This is a genomic window from Imperialibacter sp. (assembly GCF_040222385.1).
Taxonomy (GTDB): Bacteria; Bacteroidota; Bacteroidia; order Cytophagales; family Cyclobacteriaceae; genus Imperialibacter.
On record NZ_JAVKDF010000053.1, the window covers coordinates 1 to 18,691 of the forward strand.

An 18,691-nucleotide genomic window follows, 5' to 3' on the forward strand; every position below is an offset into this window, starting at 1 on the left:
TTTGCCCGACTTAAGTGTCTGTAATGCTTCCTCGAAAAGTTGCTCCAACTCACTCCGAGGTGGTCTCTTTGATTCCATTTCTGTCATAAGTTCTCATTTTATTTTTACTTATACTTATGACACACTTTTCTGAACAGTCTCACACCGGTTGTTTTTCGGCGCACCTTTTCCCAATCTCGACTCACACAGGGCGTCTGACAGCCCCATCGCTTAAGCCCGCTAGCCGTACCGACGCCTTGCTTCAGTCTCCCGTCTTCGAACTTCCTTCAAACCCTTCCTGCTCTCCTTCAAGCACTCCCCGGCGTCTGACAGCCCCGACGCTACTGGCCGCTAGCTGTACCGACGCCTCTCCGGTCTTCCGTCTTCAAACCTACCGGGCCACTCTTTCCTCCTCCACTTCCAAACACTTAAACACTTTATTAGTTAACTTTGCACAATCTATTATACCATTAGTTTATGCACACTGCGGACGCAGCCCTTCTGTCAAAAATCAACTTCTGCAACAGTCTCACCTCTTATTCGAGGCGAAAAACGATTGAGGTAACCATTGGAGATACTCCTATGGGCGCTCATCATCCGATCAGGGTGCAGTCGATGACTACTATCGATACCATGGATACGATGGGGTCTGTTGAGCAGTCTATCAGAATGATAGAAGCCGGGTGTGAGTATGTGCGCATCACGGCTCCCAGTGTGAAGGAGGCACAGAACCTGGAGGTCATCAAAAAGGAGCTGGTCAAAAGGGGGTATAATACGCCGTTAGTGGCAGATATCCACTTTACTCCCAACGCTGCTGAGCTTGCGGCCAGAATTGTGGAAAAGGTGAGGGTGAATCCAGGCAACTATGCCGACAAAAAGAAATTTGAAGTTTTTGAGTACACCAACGACGCCTATCAGCAGGAGCTGAACCGCATCAGGGAGAAGTTTATTCCGCTGGTGAAGATCTGCAAGGAGTATGGCACGGCCATGCGCATTGGTACCAATCATGGGTCGCTTTCCGACAGGATCATGAGCCGCTATGGCGACACGCCGCTCGGCATGGTGGAGTCGGCGCTGGAGTTTCTGCGGATTGCTGAAGAGCTGAACTACTACAACATTGTGCTGTCTATGAAGTCGAGCAATACCCAGGTGATGGTGCAAGCCTACCGCCTTTTGGTGAAAATGCTGGACGACGAAGGCTTCAAGCCATATCCGCTGCACCTTGGCGTGACTGAGGCCGGCGAGGCTGAGGATGGTAGAATTAAATCAGCTGTAGGTATTGGGACCTTGCTGGAGGACGGTTTGGGAGATACAGTCAGGGTTTCTTTAACCGAAGAGCCTGAGCTGGAGCTGCCAGTAGCGAGCGCATTAGTCGAAAGATACAATAACCGGGCCGGGCATAAGACCATTGTTCCTGTTGACAACCCGCCTTACAGTCCTTTTGAATACACAAAACGCCATTCCCTGGAAGTCTCCAATATCGGCGGCACCAATGTGCCAAGGGTAATTACGGACATCAGCAGGCTACAAAATCCAGAGTATCCTGATTTGAAGGTAACGGGTCATTTTTATCTGCCGGAGCCCGACAAATGGAGAATGAATGACTACGGCACTGATTACGTCTATTCGGGAAGCACCCCTGTGCCCTTTATGCTGCCCAATGGCCTGAGGGAGATCATGGACTACGGAGTTTGGGTTAATCATGCTGATCAGAAAAACACTTATCCGCTGATTGATATCAGCGATTTAAGCATTGCCAAATTGCACCCGGAGCTCAATTTTGTTCAACTCTCTGATGAGGATGCTTTTGAGGCCGACTGGAAAACGCTAGCCAAAAGAAAGAACCTTGTGCTTATTATAAAAACAGACAACGCACATGCCTACCCGGCGCTGCGTCGGACGTTCTTCGTGCTGGAGGACGCAGGAGCGAAACTGCCGGTCATCATCAAAAGAGATTTTGAGCCGATTTCTGACGATAAGCTGATGTTGTTTGCCTCCACTGATGTGGGGGGATTGCTTATCGATGGCTACGGCGACGGCATTATGTTGGGTTGGTCTAATCAAACGTTGGCCGGGAACGACGCTGTCAAGCCGCAGATCAAGCTTTATAATGACACCTCGTTTGGTATTTTGCAGGCGGCCCGCACCAGAATGTCGAAGACTGAATACATTTCATGCCCTTCTTGTGGCAGAACGCTGTTTGACCTGCAGGAAACCACCGCCATGATTCGCAAGCGCACCGATCACCTGAAAGGGGTGAAGATTGGTATCATGGGTTGCATTGTCAACGGCCCGGGTGAAATGGCCGATGCCGATTATGGCTATGTGGGCTCAGGCAAAGGTAAAATCACCTTGTACAAAGGCAAGGAGGTAGTGAAAAGGTCAGTCGCCTCAGCAAAGGCAGTAGACGAATTAATAGAAATTATCAGGGAAGACGGCAGATGGACGGATCCCGAAAAAGTGGAGGCATAACCAGTATGGCAAACTCAGAGAATCAGGAGAAGAAAGAAAGCACCAACTACTTCGACTTTAGCGAAGTGTTGAAATACTACTTCCGTAAAAAGGATCCCAATAACAAGCCGAACTTCAACCTAAGGATGATGCATGGGATCAACAAAATTTCGATCCTCTTATTTTTAATGGCACTAATCATCTGGACCATTCGCCGCTTGATGTAATGAACATAGAAGAGTATAGAGACTATTGCATTCGAAAACCTGGCGTCACAGAAAGCTTCCCTTTTGACAGCAATACGCTGGTGTTCAAAGTGATGGGAAAGATGTTTGCTCTGGCTGATGTCGAGCTTTTTCGAAGTGTCAACCTCAAATGCAATCCTGACAGAGCGATTCAGCTAAGGGAAACCTACGAAGGGGTGAAGCCCGGCTATCATATGAATAAACAACACTGGAACACCGTGGACACCGACGGGTCTGTGGGAGACAAGCTCCTGTACGAATTGATCGATCACTCCTATGCGTTGATTGTTGATAGCTTGCCAAAGAAATTGAAGGAGGAGCTTGCCAACTATGAGTAAAGCGAAATACACTTTTCTAACCATTTTCCTACTTTCGTACATGGCTCTTTTGGGGTGCAACGAGGGAAATAAACAAAACACAGAAAGTATGGATCAGGCGGGCAGTTTGAAGTTTTTGGCGCTTGGTGATTCCTACACAATAGGGGAAAGCGTTGCTGAGAGCGAGAGGTGGCCTGTTCAACTGGCTGCAGCACTTAACCAAAGTGGTGTCGCCGTGGCATCTCCGGAAATTATTGCCACTACTGGCTGGACTACCGATGAGCTGCAAAAAGGTATTGAAAATGCCTCCCCGAAGCCACCTTATGATCTTGTGTCGCTGCTGATTGGAGTGAATAACCAATACAGAGGTCGCTCGCTCGAAGAATATAAGAAGCAATTTGAAGCGCTTTTGGTACAAGGCATCCACTTCGCAGGTGGGAAAGCCGAAAAAGTTTTTGTTGTTAGTATTCCTGATTATGGTGTCACTCCTTTTGCTGCTGACCGAAACCCGGAAAAGATAGGGAAGGAGATAGATGCCTTTAACAGCGCAGCTGAGGCTATTTCCAAAAAACTTGGCGTGGCATTTGTGAACATCACTCCGGGGTCGAAAGAAGCAGCCAACGACCCTGAATTGGTGGCGAACGATGGTTTGCATCCTTCTGGAAAGATGTATACTCAGTGGGTATCCAAAATCCTCCCTGTGGTTGAATCAATGATCAAATAGAAAGAACCTTTTTTCGCCTCCAATAATATTTTTATATTTGACGTTTATTGGTAAACTAAACAAAGCCGGCTAGCTTTTTATAATACAATTTTCTGTCTGACAGATAATCAACCCATCGGCATTTAATGAGATATCGCTCTGGCCTGTATTTTTTAATTGTAGTTATAACAATTGCCGGACTGATCTCCTGTAAAAGCAATCAAATTTGCCCTGCTTTTCAAAGCACCTTTATCCTTGACGACTCCCTTAGGATGCTTGCGTTCTCTCCATTTGGGCCTGATTCTATGCCTAAATATGGGCCGTGGGTGAAAAAGAACAAGAATGGCATTATCACCCGTGATCCCTATCTCGTTAAGAATTATAACCTGAAGACAGTGAAAATGGAGAACCAGTTCGTTCCTATTTCTGCTGATTCGGTTACGTTTGATGAAGATTTGTACCAGGATGAAATGGCCGCTGCAGATTCACTGGCACCTGTGTCAACCGACTCTTCAGGTGTAGACAAGCCTGCCACAGCGCCTCCGACAAAGCCTGCACCGAAGAAGTACATAAGGAACTATGACCCTAAGGATCAGTTTAACGAAGAGCAAATATTCTATAACAAGCTGTTTGGCGAGGTATTCGTAGCACCCAAAGAGGTGCCAGCTGCGGAAGACTCTCTTCAGATTGATGGTGCCGCTACGCCTCAATTGGATTCCCTGGGCAATGAATCTCCGGTAGAAAAGAAGGGCCTTTTCCGCAAAAGGAACAAAAAGCCAAAGGACGAGGCATTGGAGCCTGAGCTTCCGCTCGATGTAGCCGACACTACCGGAACAGGATTTTAATTTTCCCAAACTCTTTTTCATTGCCCGGTGTTGAAAAGTTCTGGTGAAGTACTTTACCTTTATTCTATCAATTAAGTAGATTAATAAATATCAATTATGGCAACACTAAGACTTGGCGATATAGCGCCGGATTTCAAAGCAGAAACCACAGAAGGCCCTATCAGCTTCCACGAATGGCTGGGCAACGGCTGGGGCATATTGTTCTCGCACCCTGCCGATTTTACACCAGTGTGTACTACCGAACTGGGAACAACAGCCAAGCTCAAAGGCGAATTTGAAAAGCGGAATGTGAAAGTGGTGGCACTCAGCGTTGACCCACTGGATAGCCACAATAGCTGGATCAAGGATATCAACGAGACTCAAAATACGAATGTGAACTTTCCCATTATCGCTGACGGCGACAGGAAAGTGGCTGAGTTGTACGATATGATCCACCCAAATGCCAACGAGAAGCTTACAGTAAGGTCTGTGTTTATTATTGGCCCCGATAAGAAGGTGAAGCTGATGATTACTTATCCGGCCTCTACCGGCAGAAACTTCAACGAGCTATTGAGAGTGATCGACAGCCTGCAGTTAACAGCTAACTATTCGGTAGCCACTCCGGCTAACTGGGAAAATGGCCAGGAAGTGGTGATCGCACCGGCTATCAGCGATGAAGATGCCGACAAGAAGTTTCCCAAAGGATATAAGAAGGTGAAGCCTTACTTGAGGCTTACTCCGCAGCCTAATTTGTAGGGAATGGTGTCATATTTTCTATGATATTAAGACCACTGAGGTAGCAACCCAGTGGTCTTTGTTTTTTTCTAACAATGGGCAAGTTACACCACTACTCCGGCTATTTCACCACCCGATTAATTTTCCAAACCTTCCTAACCTTGAGGCGTTTAAGTTGCAAGTTAAACCACTTGTCTATGCGTTTGAAAAAGAGGTTCCTTGCCCAACCTATTGTTTTATTCTTTATTGCCACATTACTCTCCGTTTCTTTACAAGCACAAAAACCAGCCCGTTACAATGGTGCCGAGCTAAAGCAAATGCTAAAGAAGCTCAATGTGCTAGGCTCGGTCATGTACATAGCGGCACACCCAGACGATGAGAACACCCAAATGATCGCCTACATGGCCAACGAAAGGCTGTACCAAACTGCCTACATGGCCTGCACCCGTGGTGATGGCGGACAGAACCTAATCGGCCCTGAGATCAGAGAGCTGCTTGGGCTCATAAGAACCCAGGAGCTGCTGGCGGCAAGAAGAACCGATGGTGGACAACAGTTTTTTTCCAGAGCCAATGATTTTGGGTACTCAAAGAGCCCTGAGGAGACATTTCAAATTTGGGACAGAGAGAAAGTGCTTTCAGACATGATCTGGAACATCAGGAAATTTCGCCCCGACGTTTTGATCACGAGATTTCCACCTGACGGACAAAGCCATGGTCATCACACTGCGTCAGCGATTCTTGCAGTCGAGGCTTTCAAAGCCGCCGCTGACCCAAAGCGATTTCCCGAACAACTGAAATATGTAACCACCTGGCAGCCAAAACGCATCCTTTGGAATACTTCCCGATGGTTTTACGCCAATCCCGGAGACTACGACTCGAAGGATTGGATTGGGGTGGATGTTGGGGCCTACAGCACCTTGCTGGGGAAGTCGTACACAGAGCTATCTGCTGAGAGCAGGAGCATGCACAAGAGTCAGGGATTTGGTGCTACCGGTTCAAGGGGAACAAATGTTGAGTACCTTCAGCATCTTGGAGGAGAGGCAGCCAAAGAGGACGTGATGGAGGGTGTGGAAACCACATGGAGGCGGGTAAAAGGCGGTGATAAAGTGGCGTTCCATACGGAAAATGCATTTATCAACTTTGATCCTGAAAACCCCACGCTTATTCTTCCTGACTTGATGCAGGCTTATCAGGCAATGAATGGCATAAGTGATGTGTATTGGAGAGAGGTGAAGCAGGAGGAAATCAAAACACTAATCAAAGGTATCACAGGCCTTTTCCTGGAAGCGAAGGCTAATGAATATGCAGTGACACCCGGTGACTCAGTAAAAGTGAATTTTGAGGTAATCAACCGGTCGCCTGCGACGCTTGTCCTCAAGGCGCTTGTTGTCAATGCCTTGAATGACCGTGTATCGCTGGACCAGAAATTGGAAAACAACCAGGGGTTTCAACTTGAGAAGAGCTTCGTTATTCCTGCCAGCATGTCTTATTCGCAGCCTTATTGGCTGCAAAAGGAAGGTACTATCGGAATGTATGCTGTGGATGATCAGCTACTGAGAGGGCTTCCGGAAAACCCGCCTGCTGTAATGGTCAACTATGTGGTGGCTGTTGATGGGCTGGAGTTGGACTTGGAAATGCCTTTGATCTTTAAAAGAAACGATAGGGTGGATGGTGAGGTTTACAGACCTTTTGTGGTGACACCACCTGTATTTGCCGACATCAATGAAAAGGTTTACGTATTTGCCGACAGTGAGCCAAGAACCGTACAAGTCACAGTAAAGTCTGGCAAGGCAAATATTGAGGGGGCTGTAGCCCTAAGTTTGCCAAAAGGCTGGGAATCGAAACCAGCCAGCCAGCCATTTAGCCTGGCAGCGAAAGGGGCAAGTCAGGTGTTTGAGTTTTCGGTAACGCCACCAAAGAAGCAGGGAACCGGCACAGTGACGGCTGTTGCCACAGTTGGTGGAAAAACTTACAGCAAGGGCCTGATCGAAATCAACTATGCGCATATTCCTGTGCAAACACTCTTCCCCGAATCGTCGGCGCAGGTGGTGAGAATTGACCTTGAAAAGAAGGGCCAGCTTGTAGGCTATTTGATGGGCCCTGGCGATGAGATTCCGGCAAGCTTAAGGCAAATTGGCTATACCGTTGATGAGCTTACGATGGAAGACGTGGCATCGAAGGATTTGCAAAAGTATGACGCCATCATCCTGGGGGTAAGGGCCTTTAATACAATGGATCAGCTTAAGTATGAAAATGAGAAGCTATTCAAATACACAGAGAATGGGGGCACGGTGATTGTCCAATACCTGACTTCTGGCGGAATGGTTACCGATAAAATTGCCCCCTATCCGATCAAGATTGGCCGGGACAGAGTGACAGTGGAGGAAGCCCCGGTAAGATTTTTGGATGAAAAAAGCGAGGTGCTCAGCTATCCCAACAAGATCACAGAAAAAGATTTTGAGGGCTGGGTGCAGGAGCGTGGTCTCTACTTCGCATCGGAGTGGGATGACCATTTCAAGCCAATATTGAGCAGCAACGACCCGGGAGAGGAGCCTCTTTCTGGTGGCCTGCTGGTGGCACAATATGGCAAAGGCTATTATGTATATACGGGGTATTCATGGTTTCGGGAGCTTCCGGCAGGGGTTCCAGGCGCTTATCGCCTCTTTACCAACTTGATTTCATTAGGAAAAAAATAACCCACAACTACTGTGATTGAAAAAAGAGAACTTCGGGAGGATGAGATGGATGACGCACCCTTTTTGGGCTCATGGAAGGCCATTTACCTTTTTGTAATGGCATTTTTTGTGGTGCTGATAGGGCTGTTTTACTGGTTCACCGTTACCTATCAATCCTGACCCTAATTCCTACGCATGAGCAACATTGACCTGATTGTATTACTCGGTACCCTAGCGTTCATTGTGGGGTACGGTACACTGAAATATAAAAGCCACACCAATATTGATGGCTATTTACTTGGCGACAAAAGCTTTAAATGGGGAACCATTGGACTTTCTGTGATGGCCACGCAAGCCTCAGCCATTACTTTCATTTCGACACCGGGACAGGCCTACGAAAGTGGCATGGGTTTCGTGCAAAACTACTTTGGATTACCTCTTGCTCTGATTATCGTTTCTGCAGTTTTTATCCCGATCTACTATAAGCTGAAGGTATTCACTGCGTACGAATTTTTAGAAAAGAGGTTTGATCTTAAAACGAGACTCCTCGGAGCCTTTCTTTTTCTATTGCAAAGGGGGCTTGCGGCGGGTATTACCATCTATGCACCAGCCATTATCATCTCAACAGTGCTCCACTGGGATCTCTCTTATACCATTATGCTGGTTGGAGGACTCGTGGTTCTATACACAGTAAGTGGGGGAAGCAAGGCTGTTAGCATCACCCAAAAACAGCAAATGGCGGTGATCATGATAGGCATGTTTGTCGCCTTTGGCATCCTCATCTACCTCATTACTGAGCGTGTCAGTTTTAGCGATGCGCTTAGTCTCGCTGGTAGTTTAGGTAAGTTGGAGGTCGTGAACTTTTCTTTTGACAGCGATGTGAGGTATACTTTCTGGACGGGCATCACAGGAGGTCTGTTTTTGCAGATGTCTTATTTTGGCACCGACCAGTCACAAGTATCACGCTACCTTTCAGGTAAAAATGTAGCTGAAAGTAGAATGGGATTGATGTTCAATGCCATCCTAAAGATTCCCATGCAGTTCTTTATCCTTTTTGTAGGGGTAATGGTGTTTATATTTTACCAGTATAATTTGCCTCCTGTTCATTTCAAAGTGTCGAATGTGGAAATGATTGAGGGGTCGGCAAAAGCCAATGAATATCTGGCGCTGGAGGCCAAACACAGGGAGGTATTTGATCAAAAGCTAGAGGCGATCACTGACCTGCAGACCGCAAGGATTGCAAACAATGAAACCGCAATAAAAAGTAATGAAGCTTTAGTTATTCAATATCAGGCAGAGACGGAGAAGACCAGGCAAGAGGTAAAGAACCTGCTTACGTCGGTAGATGCTTCGACGGAAACAAAAGACTCCGATTATATCTTTCTGTCGTTTATTCTCGAATATCTTCCTGTGGGCGTTATTGGGCTTCTACTCGCTGTTATATTTTCTGCAGCAATGTCGTCGACAGCTTCGGAACTCAATGCGCTTGCTTCCACCACCACCGTTGATTTCTATATGAGGCTGGTGAAAAAGGATGGAGCCGAAAAACATTTTGTCCATGCATCGAAGTTTTTCACCGCCTTCTGGGGACTGGTGGCCATTGGCTTTGCCCTTTTTGCCAATTTGGTGGAGAACCTCATTGAAGCTGTGAACATCCTTGGCTCTATATTCTACGGGAGCATCCTTGGCATATTCCTGGTTGCATTCTTCATCAAGGTCATCAAGGGGCCAGCCGTTTTTTGGGCAGCCGTCATTTCTCAGCTTGTCGTTATAGTGCTCTTTAAAACCACCGACATTGCATATTTGTGGTACAATGTCATCGGCTGTGTTGGTGTGATCGCTCTGGCCTTTGTCATCAATACAGCTATTAAGAAGGACTGATCGCATCAATAAAAAGCCCGTCAATCGATTGATTTATCGATTGACGGGCTTTTCAAACCGCTGAGAATTATTGGCTAGTCTTCTTTTTTAGCTTCCGATAGCGAGCCTTTTCTTGTCTTCACGTTGTCGAGCACCCAACTACCCACTTGTCGGCCCTGGGTAATGCCTTCAGTGATAGCAGGCATGTAGTGAATGCCTCCATAAAGACGGCTAATGGCGGCTTCTTCACTAGCTCCAAAGAAGGAATCGAAGTTTCTGGGCTCCAGGCCGTACTCCATCTCGGTGGTATCGTGATAACTGAATTTTTCGCCGTACAACTTAGTAAGTACGGAGGCGGCTGCGTTTGAAATAACGCTGTGTCCACTGGTATATTCAGGAAAGGGGGGGGTTTGCAATAGGGGCACCCAATCTTCGTCTACAAATTGGTTAATTACGGTTTCAGGTCTGATCAGGATGCTCCGCCATTTTTCATCCCAACAAGCAATAAACCCATCAAAGAGGCTGATTGTCACCATGGTATAGGCTTCGCTGGTTTGCATGAAGTTGGACTTGGATTGTTTCGTGGCAATGCCGGTGATGCCAACCCAGTGTCCCCCAGGTGTAATCTTCTTAGTGGCAAACATAGCGTGGCCCTTGTGGTGAGAAACGTAGGGGTTACAGTCCCAGAACTTGGCAATATCAGTTTGCTCCTCGGTGAGATTAACACCTGTTTCGTAGACCTCCATCAGCTCCTTATAGAACTGACTGGTCTTTGCCATGTCGTAAGGGGTAGGTGGTTTCGGTACAAATTGATTACATGAGTCAAGCACCAGAGTTCTGATTTTCATCCAATGAGGCTCGATACCCTCCATGTAGTCTGGCGGCGTTGGTTTCCAGTAGTCTGGATTATCCATCACGGTGTATTTGGGAAAAGACCGAGACTGTTTGTAGTTGTCCAGCGCCACCCAATCCATGACGTGCTTGGCCATTGTTTCGCCATACTCAATGGAGTTGTCAAAAACATCTGAGGGAATATCGGTTTCCTGTATTTTGTTGTAAAGCTTGTTTCTGAAAACGTCCATTTTATCCTCAGAGAATATCAGCGCTTTGCCAACGGTAAGAAAAGCATGTATAGAAGCCAGGTGCAGATCCATTTCTTTGGCAGGGTCTGGCTTCGGAGCTTCGTCCAGGCCGTTTAGTTGGCCAGCCAGCGACTGATAGTCAGGATATTGGTTGACAAGCACCTCGTAGGCAGCAATATTTGGATACACATAAATTCGGCTGGCAACCGGCGGGGAAAAAATATCGTGAACGATTATGTCAGTAAGTTTTTTGACCGACGCATGGTAGAGTTGGGGATCTTTCAGTACCTCCTTGTATTCGCCCTTTGATGTATTACAGCCATTTAGGGTTAGACCCACAATAGCCACACAGCATGTTCCTAGTAAAAAACGTTTTAACATCACTTTCTCCTTTGTTCTTCTGGGTGCAAAATTAAAAAATATTTTCGACTGTATTGTTTAACATGTAAATGACGGGCTTATCGTTGTTTCTTGCAATGACGAAAAGCAGTTTTCCCGGAAAATGTAGCGTTTTGATGTCTTTTATCTCGCCGGCGACCTTTAAACCACTTTTTCTGGCGCTGACAGGGTTGAACTTTCCTTTTCCATCCCCTAAAAGCACAAGACCCTGGCTGGCATCGTAAGTTCCGAAATAAGGCGAACTGCTGAAGCTGTTTCCACCAAGCAATATGTCAGTGTGTCCGTCACCATTGAGATCCGCTGTTTCGATAGCCGCCACGGGTGCAAATTGAGCCTGTGTCGGTAGTGGGTGAATTTTGAAACCCTGATTGTTGATGTTTTCAACCCAAACTGTTTCAAAAGTGCTGGCCTGTAGGTGGAGGCTGTTGTTCAGTGCCGTTTCGCCAAAAATTTCCTCTACCGTTTTGCCTGCAAAGTCGACATGTTTTACGAAATTCTTTTTCAAAGACGGAATTTGCTTGATCAACTCGTCTTTGGTATTCACGGTGAAAACCCCTTGTGGTGTAGAGTAGCAAAGAACCTGATCCATAGAGCCATTCTCATCAAAATCGTTGCTATAGAGATGCATGGGGAACTCTAGCGTCGCTTTGTGACGTGTGTTTGCCCCAAGGTTACCCACTATAAAATCAGTGTCACCATCGTTGTCTACGTCAGTTAGTTTCAAAGCGCTCCACCAGCCATTAGAATGGGCCAGTCCTTCGAAATAGAGCCTGGTCAGCTGGCCCTTGTTGTTACCGTAAATGGCTATGGGCATCCACTCTCCAACGACGACGAGCTCGGGATAAGTATCGCCGTTCAGGTCGATCCACTGTGCATCGGTTACCATGCCCACTTCCCCCAACGCAGGAGCGATATCAGCGGTTGCATCGGTGAATTTGCCGGTGCCATCGTTGAGCAGCACATAGCTGAGCGGCAGCGCACCGTACTGCCCGGGTACCACCCGCCCGCCAATAAATAGATCCTGGTCTCCATCCTGGTCAATGTCGGCAGCCGTGGCTACCGAACCGTGCTGATATGCATCGGGCAGTCCGTTGCTCTGATCGGTAAACCCGCCAGCTCCGTTGTTTATTAGGAGCCTATCTTTTAGATTATTATTTCGTGGTGAGAATTCATTTCCACCTGAAACGATGTAGAGATCAGGAAGGCCATCCCCATTGGCATCAAAAAAGAGGCAATTAGTTTCCTCCATTCTCATGTTGTCGACCTGGCGAGGAAGTAGTAAGGTTGAAAAGGTAGAGTCGCTGGCCGAAACAAAGAAGGAGCTCAATGCGCCTGAAGCATTACCAATGTAGAAATCATCTTTCCCGTCGGAATTAAAGTCTACCACTGCTACTTTGGGGCCTTCTTTGGAAACCAAATGAGGAATGAGAAATTCTCTATTGAAATCATTGAAATTGTTTTCTTTGTGAGTGAAGTCAATACCCTGGCCATCAGTCACGTCTATCAACAAGGGGCGTTCTTTCCGTTCAACGGCACGGTAAAACAACTTGGCTTCAGTTTCCTCAAGCTGAATCGACCTGTTGATTTCGACCTTTGTCAGAAGCTGCGTTTTGCCACCAGGCCAAACCACTCTCAGGGAGTCAAGTGTTTTGATCTCCCCAAGGCCAAAATGTACCCACGGACTCACGGAAGATTGAAACCCCCTGCTGACAAAATTTTCCTGATAAAAAACCTTACCATCTGCGTACGCAAACAGTTTGGCGCCTATCCCAAACGTGTTTTTCCCCTTACCCAGCGGAATTACCTTTAAGTAAGATTGTTTTGTTTTGCTGGCCGACTCAGCCGTAGTGTTTCTGTACAAGGAGGCGACTTCATTGATGTTGTTGACTATGAGGTCAAGGTCGCCGTCATTGTCAAGGTCGGCGTAGGCAGCGCCGTTGGAGAGGGACGGAGCCGTCATTCCCCATTGGCTGCTTACATCAGAAAAAGTCAGGTCTTTGTTGTTTCGGAACAGGTAGTTGTGCACGGCTCCGTCAGGCATTTCATCCACCAGCTTTCGGTCACTCAAATTTGGATTATTGACGAGCCCGTCTCTCAAGTCTCTATTTGAAAGAAAATTGATGTAGTCCATATCATTGGGCCTCCTTTTGATGCCGTTCGATATGAATAGGTCTTTGTAACCATCATTGTCGTAGTCGGCGAGCAGAGGAGACCAGCTCCAGTCGGTGGCGTGAATACCGGCAAGCTGGCCGATCTCGGAAAAGCTGGGGAGTCCATCGCCCTGGATACCGTTGTTGAGCTGGAGGGCGTTTCTGGTAAACTGCCGACCATACCCAAATTTGAGCTTGAGACTGTAGATCTCGTACGAGTCGTCACCTGCCGATCGCTTGATAATTTCTTCGTCCTCCGGGAGCATGTCCAGCGAGATGATATCGATAAGACCGTCGTTGTTGTAGTCTGCCAAATCATTTCCCATGGAGAATCGGCTGGTATGCCCAATTGTCTGCGCTATCGACTCAGTAAAGCTGACCAGCCCAAGCGTGTCCATCCCATTATTGATATACAGGTAATCGTTTTCATTGAAGTCATTGGAAACGTAAATATCGGGCCAGCCATCAGCGTTGACGTCGCTTATGCCTACCCCCAGGCCATAGCCGATATTGCTCGAATAGATGCCGGCCTGCTTGGTTACACTGGTAAATTTTCCGTTGTCATTTTTGAAAAGCCTGTCTCCGGCATTTCCATCATCGTATTTGCGTAATGTAGCTCTCCCGTAACTTCGTTCGGTGTGTACTGAATGATTGAGAAGGTAGGCATCGAGATCGCCATCGAGGTCGTAGTCAAAAAAGGCGGCTTGTGTGCTGAATCCGCTGAAATCCAAACCATACACTGATGCCTTTTCGGAAAATGTAAGGTCTCCGTTGTTAATAAACAGTTGATTGGAGCCCTCGATACCTTTGTATTTGCCCAGTCTGCATTGATAAATGTCGAGAAAGCCGTCACCATTAATGTCAACCATTGTCACACCAGTCTTCCATGCGCCTGAGGCAGCCACACCGGCCTTGTCAGTAATGTCCTCAAACGTCCAGTCACCTTTATTGATGTAGAGCTTGTTGTCTTCCTGATTGGCAGAGAAATAGATATCCAGCAGCCCGTCGTTATTTACGTCACCTATGGCAACACCGCCCCCATTGTAGAAGTAGAGGTATTCGATGAGGTTGATTTCTTCGTCTTCTGTGAGGGTGTTGGAAAAGCCAATATTGGTTTGGTCAGACGAAGCCGATTCAAACAAATGAGTGGCCTTAGGCTGCCCATCGTCGCAGCCTGAGAATAGTAGGAGGCAAATGAAAGCCAGGCCTGGTAGCAGACCATATTTTGGATGACGCAGGTACAGCATCATTTGTTGATTTCGATTGTTTTCTGCGGAATAATAACCGAGGTTGGGTGGTAGACAAACATTTGCAGCGCATCATTGTTGTTGGCTACGAGGAGCATTTGCTGGCTTCCTACCTTCATGAAGGCCATTTCCCTTGCCTGCCCCTTTAATGAGAAGCCCGACTGTTTGGCTGAAACGTTTTTGAAGCCACCCTGTCCGTTGCCTTGAAGCATCACGCCATAACTTGCATCATACCGGCCAACCTCAGGTTTAGTATCATAAAGATTTCCCGCAAGAAGAAGATCCGTCACCCCGTCCTGGTTGAAATCGTTGGCTAGAATAGCGTAGATCGGCGAAAACTGGGCTTCCTGAGGCAGTTTCACGATTTCAAAGCGTCCGTTCGATTTATTAATGAGGGCCACTGACTCCAGTATATTTGCAGTAAGCCTGGTGGCATTTGCTAATTCCTCTGAGGTGAAAATGTCTTCCATTTTCTGTCCTTTGAAGTTTTCGTATTTCAGATATTTCTTTTTGAGACCCGGCAATTGCATCACCAGGTCATGCTTAAGCGCTACCGGGTAGGAGAAATCACCGTTATACTGAGTTAGAATTTGCTCCAACGACCCGTTTTGATCAAAATCACTTAGAAAGAGGTTGATGGGCTTTTGAGCAGACGCTTTGAACCTGGAATTCAGCCCATGGTTGCCAACGATAAAATCGGGTAGCTCATCACCGTTGAGATCGGCCATTTCAATGGTGTTCCACCAACCTTCAGTATTGGCAAAACCTGCTTCGGTAGAGGTATTTGTAAACTTTCCGCCATCATTTCTGAAAAGGTTTATTGCCATCCATTCCCCAACAACCAACAAATCCTGGTCACCGTCTGCGTCAACGTCTGACCACACTGCGTCAGTAATCATTCCGATATTTTTGAGACCAGGAGCTATGGTGCTACTAACTTCCTCAAAATTTCCGTTACCATCGTTTTGCAGGAGATAACCATTGCCGGGCTCTCCATAGAAATAGGGCTTTGTTCTTATACCAACGAACAAGTCCATGTCACCGTCGCCATCATAATCAGCTACGTTCACAGTTGAGCTACTTTCAAACTTATTGGCTGGAAGTACCTGGGCAGTTCTTTCAAAGCTGCCACTGCCTTTGTTGATATAGAGACGATCAGATAGGGAAGGGGAGCTGTTTGTTACTTCACTACCTCCGCTGGCCACATACAGGTCATTCTTGCCGTCGCCATTGGCATCAAATATTGCACAATCCACATCTTCAGCACTTTTATCTTTTTCAAAAGTAAGCTTACTTTCCGACCCAAAGGTGCCATTGGGTCTCTGGATAAATAGTTCGCCGGCCATTTCCCTTGCTCCGCCAATAAACACATCTTCCCTTCCGTCGCCATTCACGTCGCCTTTGCACATGCATGGTCCTTCTGTCGACAACATATGAAAGATCAGCCTGTCTCTATCGAAATCGACGAACAGGTTTTCTTTGTGCTGATAGTCTATACTTGCCTTTACTTGATCTGCGGCAATGGCCTCAAACATCGTTTCTCCGGAATTTGAGCCAGTTTCCATTGGCTTGTTTTGTGAGGGCACTCCATCTTTCTGGCTAAGAGTCAGTGTCTGCCTGGTGGGTACATCTGTCAGTATGGTGACCGATCCACCAGGCCATTCCACAATCACCGAGTCGGCTTTGGAAGCCTTGCCCAATCCAATATTCGGACGAAAGTCGACGGTAGACTGAAACCCTCTGATGGGCATTTGCTCGATATAGTGCCTGTTTCCTCCAGCCACGACGGTGATTTTGGTACCCGTGGCAAAAGTGTTGCTTCCAACACCTTCCAATTTGAATTTCAAAAAACCATTGTCAGGATTGAAATCTTCGTTTTTGTTTTCATAGAGGAAAATGGGCATGTTCACGTTATTGACCACGAGGTCAAGGTCACCGTCGTTGTCCAGGTCGCCATACGCCGACCCATTGGAAAAACTGGGCTGGCCCAATCCTAACTCTTTGGCTTTGTTGGTGAAAGAGTAATTCTCATTGTTCATGAAGCCGTAGTTAGGCACAGCCTGAGAAGGTATCAATTCCACCAGCTGCTTGTAGTCAACTCCTTCCGATGAAATAATACGCTGAATAGTGCTTTCTTCGGTGACAAACTTGAGGAAGTCCTGATTGGTCAGGTCCTGATAAATGCCGTTGGCAACAAAAATATCCTTGTAGCCATTATTGTCGAAATCAAAAATAAGCGCCCCCCAACTCCAGTCAGTAGCCGACACATTGGCCAGTCGCCCAATCTCACTAAAAGTATCGTCTCCGTTATTTAACTGGAGCATATTTCTGTTGAATTGGTGCCAGTATCCGTTGTCGAGGTTGAGTTGGTATTTGTCCCAGTTTTCGAAGGTGGTAACGGTTTTGATCCGTTCCTCGGCTTCAGGCAGCATATCGGTAACAAAGATGTCTGAATAGCCATCGTTGTTAATATCGGCCAGATCAGCGCCCATCGACGCAGCACTAATGCTCCTCATTTCTGATTCAAGCACCTCTCTAAAGCTACCATTTCCGTTGTTCAGGTAAAGATAGTCCCTTTCAAAAAAGTCATTAGAAACATAGATGTCCAGCCAACCGTCTTTGTTGATGTCGCCAATGGTAACGCCCAGTCCAAACCCGATGACGCTGCCATAAATACCGGCCTCAATGCTTACGTCGTTATAGTGGCCGTTATCATTTCTAAATAGCTTGTCACCACCAACGTCATCTCTTACGGGTCGTTCGTTTTTGCGAAGGTTGAAGCTTCCTATGGCCTGATAGGAGTTATTGAGGAGGTAGAGATCAAGGTCGCCGTCGTTGTCGTAGTCGAAAAAGGCAGCATGCGTTGAAAATCCCTGATCCGCTATTCCATACTCTTCAGCACTTTCTTTGAAAACAGGAAGTCCTTCCGCATCAGGCCCCTGGTTGATAAACAGCTCATTTTGCTTGTTGTCGCCCTTTATATCGCCTGAGTTACAGACATAGATATCTATAAGGCCATCGCTATTAACATCGGCAAGACTTACTCCAGTGGACCACGCCTTAGTGCCAGCTACGCCCGCTGTTTCCGTTACATCTTTAAAGATGAAGTTTCCCTGATTGAGGTATAGCTTGTTGGGCAGCATATTGGCTGTCAGGTAGATGTCAATCAACCCATCATTGTTCATGTCCCCCAAGCCTACACCGCCTCCGTTGTAGTAGTTTCTGTAGGTATAAATGTTAAATTCTTTCGTGAAAGTAAGGTTGTTTTCAAAGGCAATACCGCTTTCGCTACTTTTCACTGTTCTGAAGAGGGTAGGTGCAGCATTGTCCAACTCCTGCTGACAGGCGATAGTAAACACCAATGCCGTAATAGGAACCACACGGGTAAGGAATAAACTCTTCGCTGTTTGGTACTTGGTCATTTTACCTTCTTTTAAAGGGAGTACTAATTCTCTTTCTGTTTTTCTAATTCAGTGACGACTTTCATATCAGAGAACACCGCCTGCACAAACTGATCATCTCGAATAAACAAATTGATTCTTCGTCTTCCGTCTATTTTTGCATAAATCTTGCCTTGATTCGGGTGGTTAACCACCTGAAAACCGTCGCCGTACCAGACCTTAAACTGTTCATACATTTCCTCCAGCAGCACGTCCGACCAATACTGCTTATTCCATGGGGCCCAGGCCTCATAGGTGAAGGTGACGGGCATCTCGTAGATCTTCTCGTCATGAAATGAAGGATAGAACCTCATTATCACAGGCGCTTTGAATTCATCTTTGAGTTCGTATTGCACACTTGTAGCACCTGTGCCATGGGCAAAAAGCTTTTTCTGATTCATTTCAGAACAATACTGAAAGAACTCTTTGCGATCCATGCCAAAATGGAAGCCCAGGAAAAGACTGTCATAGTTTTCTTTCCTCGTTTTGCTGCCAACTGAAGAGTCGCATGAAAAAAACAACGTTGCACTCAAAAATGCACAGGTTACTATTACTCCAATTGATCTAAATTTCATTTTCATCAT

13 protein-coding genes are annotated in these 18,691 nt (G+C 46.7%); 9 read left to right on the forward strand and 4 right to left on the reverse strand.

What is annotated here, in order from left to right; all coding sequences use genetic code 11:
* Positions 1 to 456: 456 nt before the first annotated feature.
* The 9 genes from ispG to RIG68_RS24850 all read left to right on the forward strand — a co-directional run bounded on the left by ispG (position 457) and on the right by RIG68_RS24850 (position 9,810).
* The gene (gene ispG, locus RIG68_RS24810; protein ID WP_350128793.1) at positions 457 to 2,451 is read left to right on the forward strand and encodes a (E)-4-hydroxy-3-methylbut-2-enyl-diphosphate synthase; all 1,995 of its coding nucleotides are present in this window, start codon (positions 457 to 459) and stop codon (positions 2,449 to 2,451) included.
* 5 nt (positions 2,452 to 2,456) lie between these two features.
* On the forward strand, positions 2,457 to 2,657 hold the full coding sequence (locus RIG68_RS24815; RefSeq protein WP_350128796.1) for a DUF6728 family protein: 201 nt from the start codon (positions 2,457 to 2,459) through the stop codon (positions 2,655 to 2,657).
* The gene (locus RIG68_RS24820; RefSeq protein ID WP_350128799.1) at positions 2,657 to 3,013 is read left to right on the forward strand and encodes an MmcQ/YjbR family DNA-binding protein; all 357 of its coding nucleotides are present in this window, start codon (positions 2,657 to 2,659) and stop codon (positions 3,011 to 3,013) included. The genes RIG68_RS24815 and RIG68_RS24820 overlap by 1 nt, the downstream gene beginning before the upstream one ends.
* The gene (locus RIG68_RS24825; RefSeq protein WP_350128802.1) at positions 3,006 to 3,716 is read left to right on the forward strand and encodes an SGNH/GDSL hydrolase family protein; all 711 of its coding nucleotides are present in this window, start codon (positions 3,006 to 3,008) and stop codon (positions 3,714 to 3,716) included. Before RIG68_RS24820 ends, RIG68_RS24825 begins: the two co-directional genes overlap by 8 nt.
* Positions 3,717 to 4,021: 305 nt before the next feature.
* The gene (locus RIG68_RS24830; protein WP_350128805.1) at positions 4,022 to 4,540 is read left to right on the forward strand and encodes a hypothetical protein; all 519 of its coding nucleotides are present in this window, start codon (positions 4,022 to 4,024) and stop codon (positions 4,538 to 4,540) included.
* 96 nt (positions 4,541 to 4,636) lie between these two features.
* Positions 4,637 to 5,275, forward strand: a complete 639-nt coding sequence (locus RIG68_RS24835; RefSeq protein ID WP_152000119.1) for a peroxiredoxin — start codon at positions 4,637 to 4,639, stop codon at positions 5,273 to 5,275.
* Positions 5,276 to 5,451: 176 nt separating this feature from the next.
* Complete coding sequence (locus tag RIG68_RS24840; RefSeq protein WP_350128808.1) at positions 5,452 to 7,950, forward strand: PIG-L family deacetylase; 2,499 nt, start codon at positions 5,452 to 5,454, stop codon at positions 7,948 to 7,950.
* Between the two features lie 12 nt (positions 7,951 to 7,962).
* Positions 7,963 to 8,109 (forward strand): hypothetical protein, encoded by a 147-nt coding sequence (locus RIG68_RS24845; RefSeq protein ID WP_350128811.1) that lies wholly within the window; start codon positions 7,963 to 7,965, stop codon positions 8,107 to 8,109.
* Between the two features lie 15 nt (positions 8,110 to 8,124).
* The gene (locus RIG68_RS24850; RefSeq protein ID WP_350128814.1) at positions 8,125 to 9,810 is read left to right on the forward strand and encodes a sodium:solute symporter family protein; all 1,686 of its coding nucleotides are present in this window, start codon (positions 8,125 to 8,127) and stop codon (positions 9,808 to 9,810) included.
* A gap of 74 nt (positions 9,811 to 9,884) precedes the next feature.
* On the opposite strand, the gene RIG68_RS24855 is transcribed toward RIG68_RS24850, so the two are convergent.
* From RIG68_RS24855 to RIG68_RS24870, 4 genes are read right to left on the reverse strand one after another with little or no spacing between them, the layout of a single operon-like run.
* A complete protein-coding gene (locus tag RIG68_RS24855; protein ID WP_350128817.1) occupies positions 9,885 to 11,252 on the reverse strand; it encodes a vanadium-dependent haloperoxidase in 1,368 nt (455 codons plus the stop codon).
* A 31-nt stretch (positions 11,253 to 11,283) separates the two neighbouring features.
* Positions 11,284 to 14,670 (reverse strand): VCBS repeat-containing protein, encoded by a 3,387-nt coding sequence (locus RIG68_RS24860; protein ID WP_350128820.1) that lies wholly within the window; start codon positions 14,668 to 14,670, stop codon positions 11,284 to 11,286.
* The gene (locus RIG68_RS24865) at positions 14,667 to 18,089 is read right to left on the reverse strand and encodes a VCBS repeat-containing protein (RefSeq protein WP_350128823.1); all 3,423 of its coding nucleotides are present in this window, start codon (positions 18,087 to 18,089) and stop codon (positions 14,667 to 14,669) included. The genes RIG68_RS24860 and RIG68_RS24865 overlap by 4 nt, the downstream gene beginning before the upstream one ends.
* A gap of 23 nt (positions 18,090 to 18,112) precedes the next feature.
* Positions 18,113 to 18,682, reverse strand: coding sequence for a hypothetical protein (locus RIG68_RS24870; RefSeq protein ID WP_350128826.1), 570 nt, complete (start codon positions 18,680 to 18,682; stop codon positions 18,113 to 18,115).
* Between the last annotated feature and the right edge of the window lie 9 nt (positions 18,683 to 18,691).

Bases quoted from the DNA above. Each gene is read 5' to 3' on its own strand.
- ispG (WP_350128793.1), top strand. From the start codon at position 457: ATGCACACTGCGGACGCAGCCCTTCTGTCAAAAATCAACTTCTGCAAC.
- RIG68_RS24815 (WP_350128796.1), top strand. From the start codon at position 2,457: ATGGCAAACTCAGAGAATCAGGAGAAGAAAGAAAGCACCAACTACTTC.
- RIG68_RS24820 (WP_350128799.1), top strand. From the start codon at position 2,657: ATGAACATAGAAGAGTATAGAGACTATTGCATTCGAAAACCTGGCGTC.
- RIG68_RS24825 (WP_350128802.1), top strand. From the start codon at position 3,006: ATGAGTAAAGCGAAATACACTTTTCTAACCATTTTCCTACTTTCGTAC.
- RIG68_RS24835 (WP_152000119.1), top strand. From the start codon at position 4,637: ATGGCAACACTAAGACTTGGCGATATAGCGCCGGATTTCAAAGCAGAA.
- RIG68_RS24840 (WP_350128808.1), top strand. From the start codon at position 5,452: ATGCGTTTGAAAAAGAGGTTCCTTGCCCAACCTATTGTTTTATTCTTT.
- RIG68_RS24850 (WP_350128814.1), top strand. From the start codon at position 8,125: ATGAGCAACATTGACCTGATTGTATTACTCGGTACCCTAGCGTTCATT.
- RIG68_RS24855 (WP_350128817.1), bottom strand. From the start codon at position 11,252: ATGTTAAAACGTTTTTTACTAGGAACATGCTGTGTGGCTATTGTGGGT.
- RIG68_RS24860 (WP_350128820.1), bottom strand. From the start codon at position 14,670: ATGATGCTGTACCTGCGTCATCCAAAATATGGTCTGCTACCAGGCCTG.
- RIG68_RS24865 (WP_350128823.1), bottom strand. From the start codon at position 18,089: ATGACCAAGTACCAAACAGCGAAGAGTTTATTCCTTACCCGTGTGGTT.
- RIG68_RS24870 (WP_350128826.1), bottom strand. From the start codon at position 18,682: ATGAAATTTAGATCAATTGGAGTAATAGTAACCTGTGCATTTTTGAGT.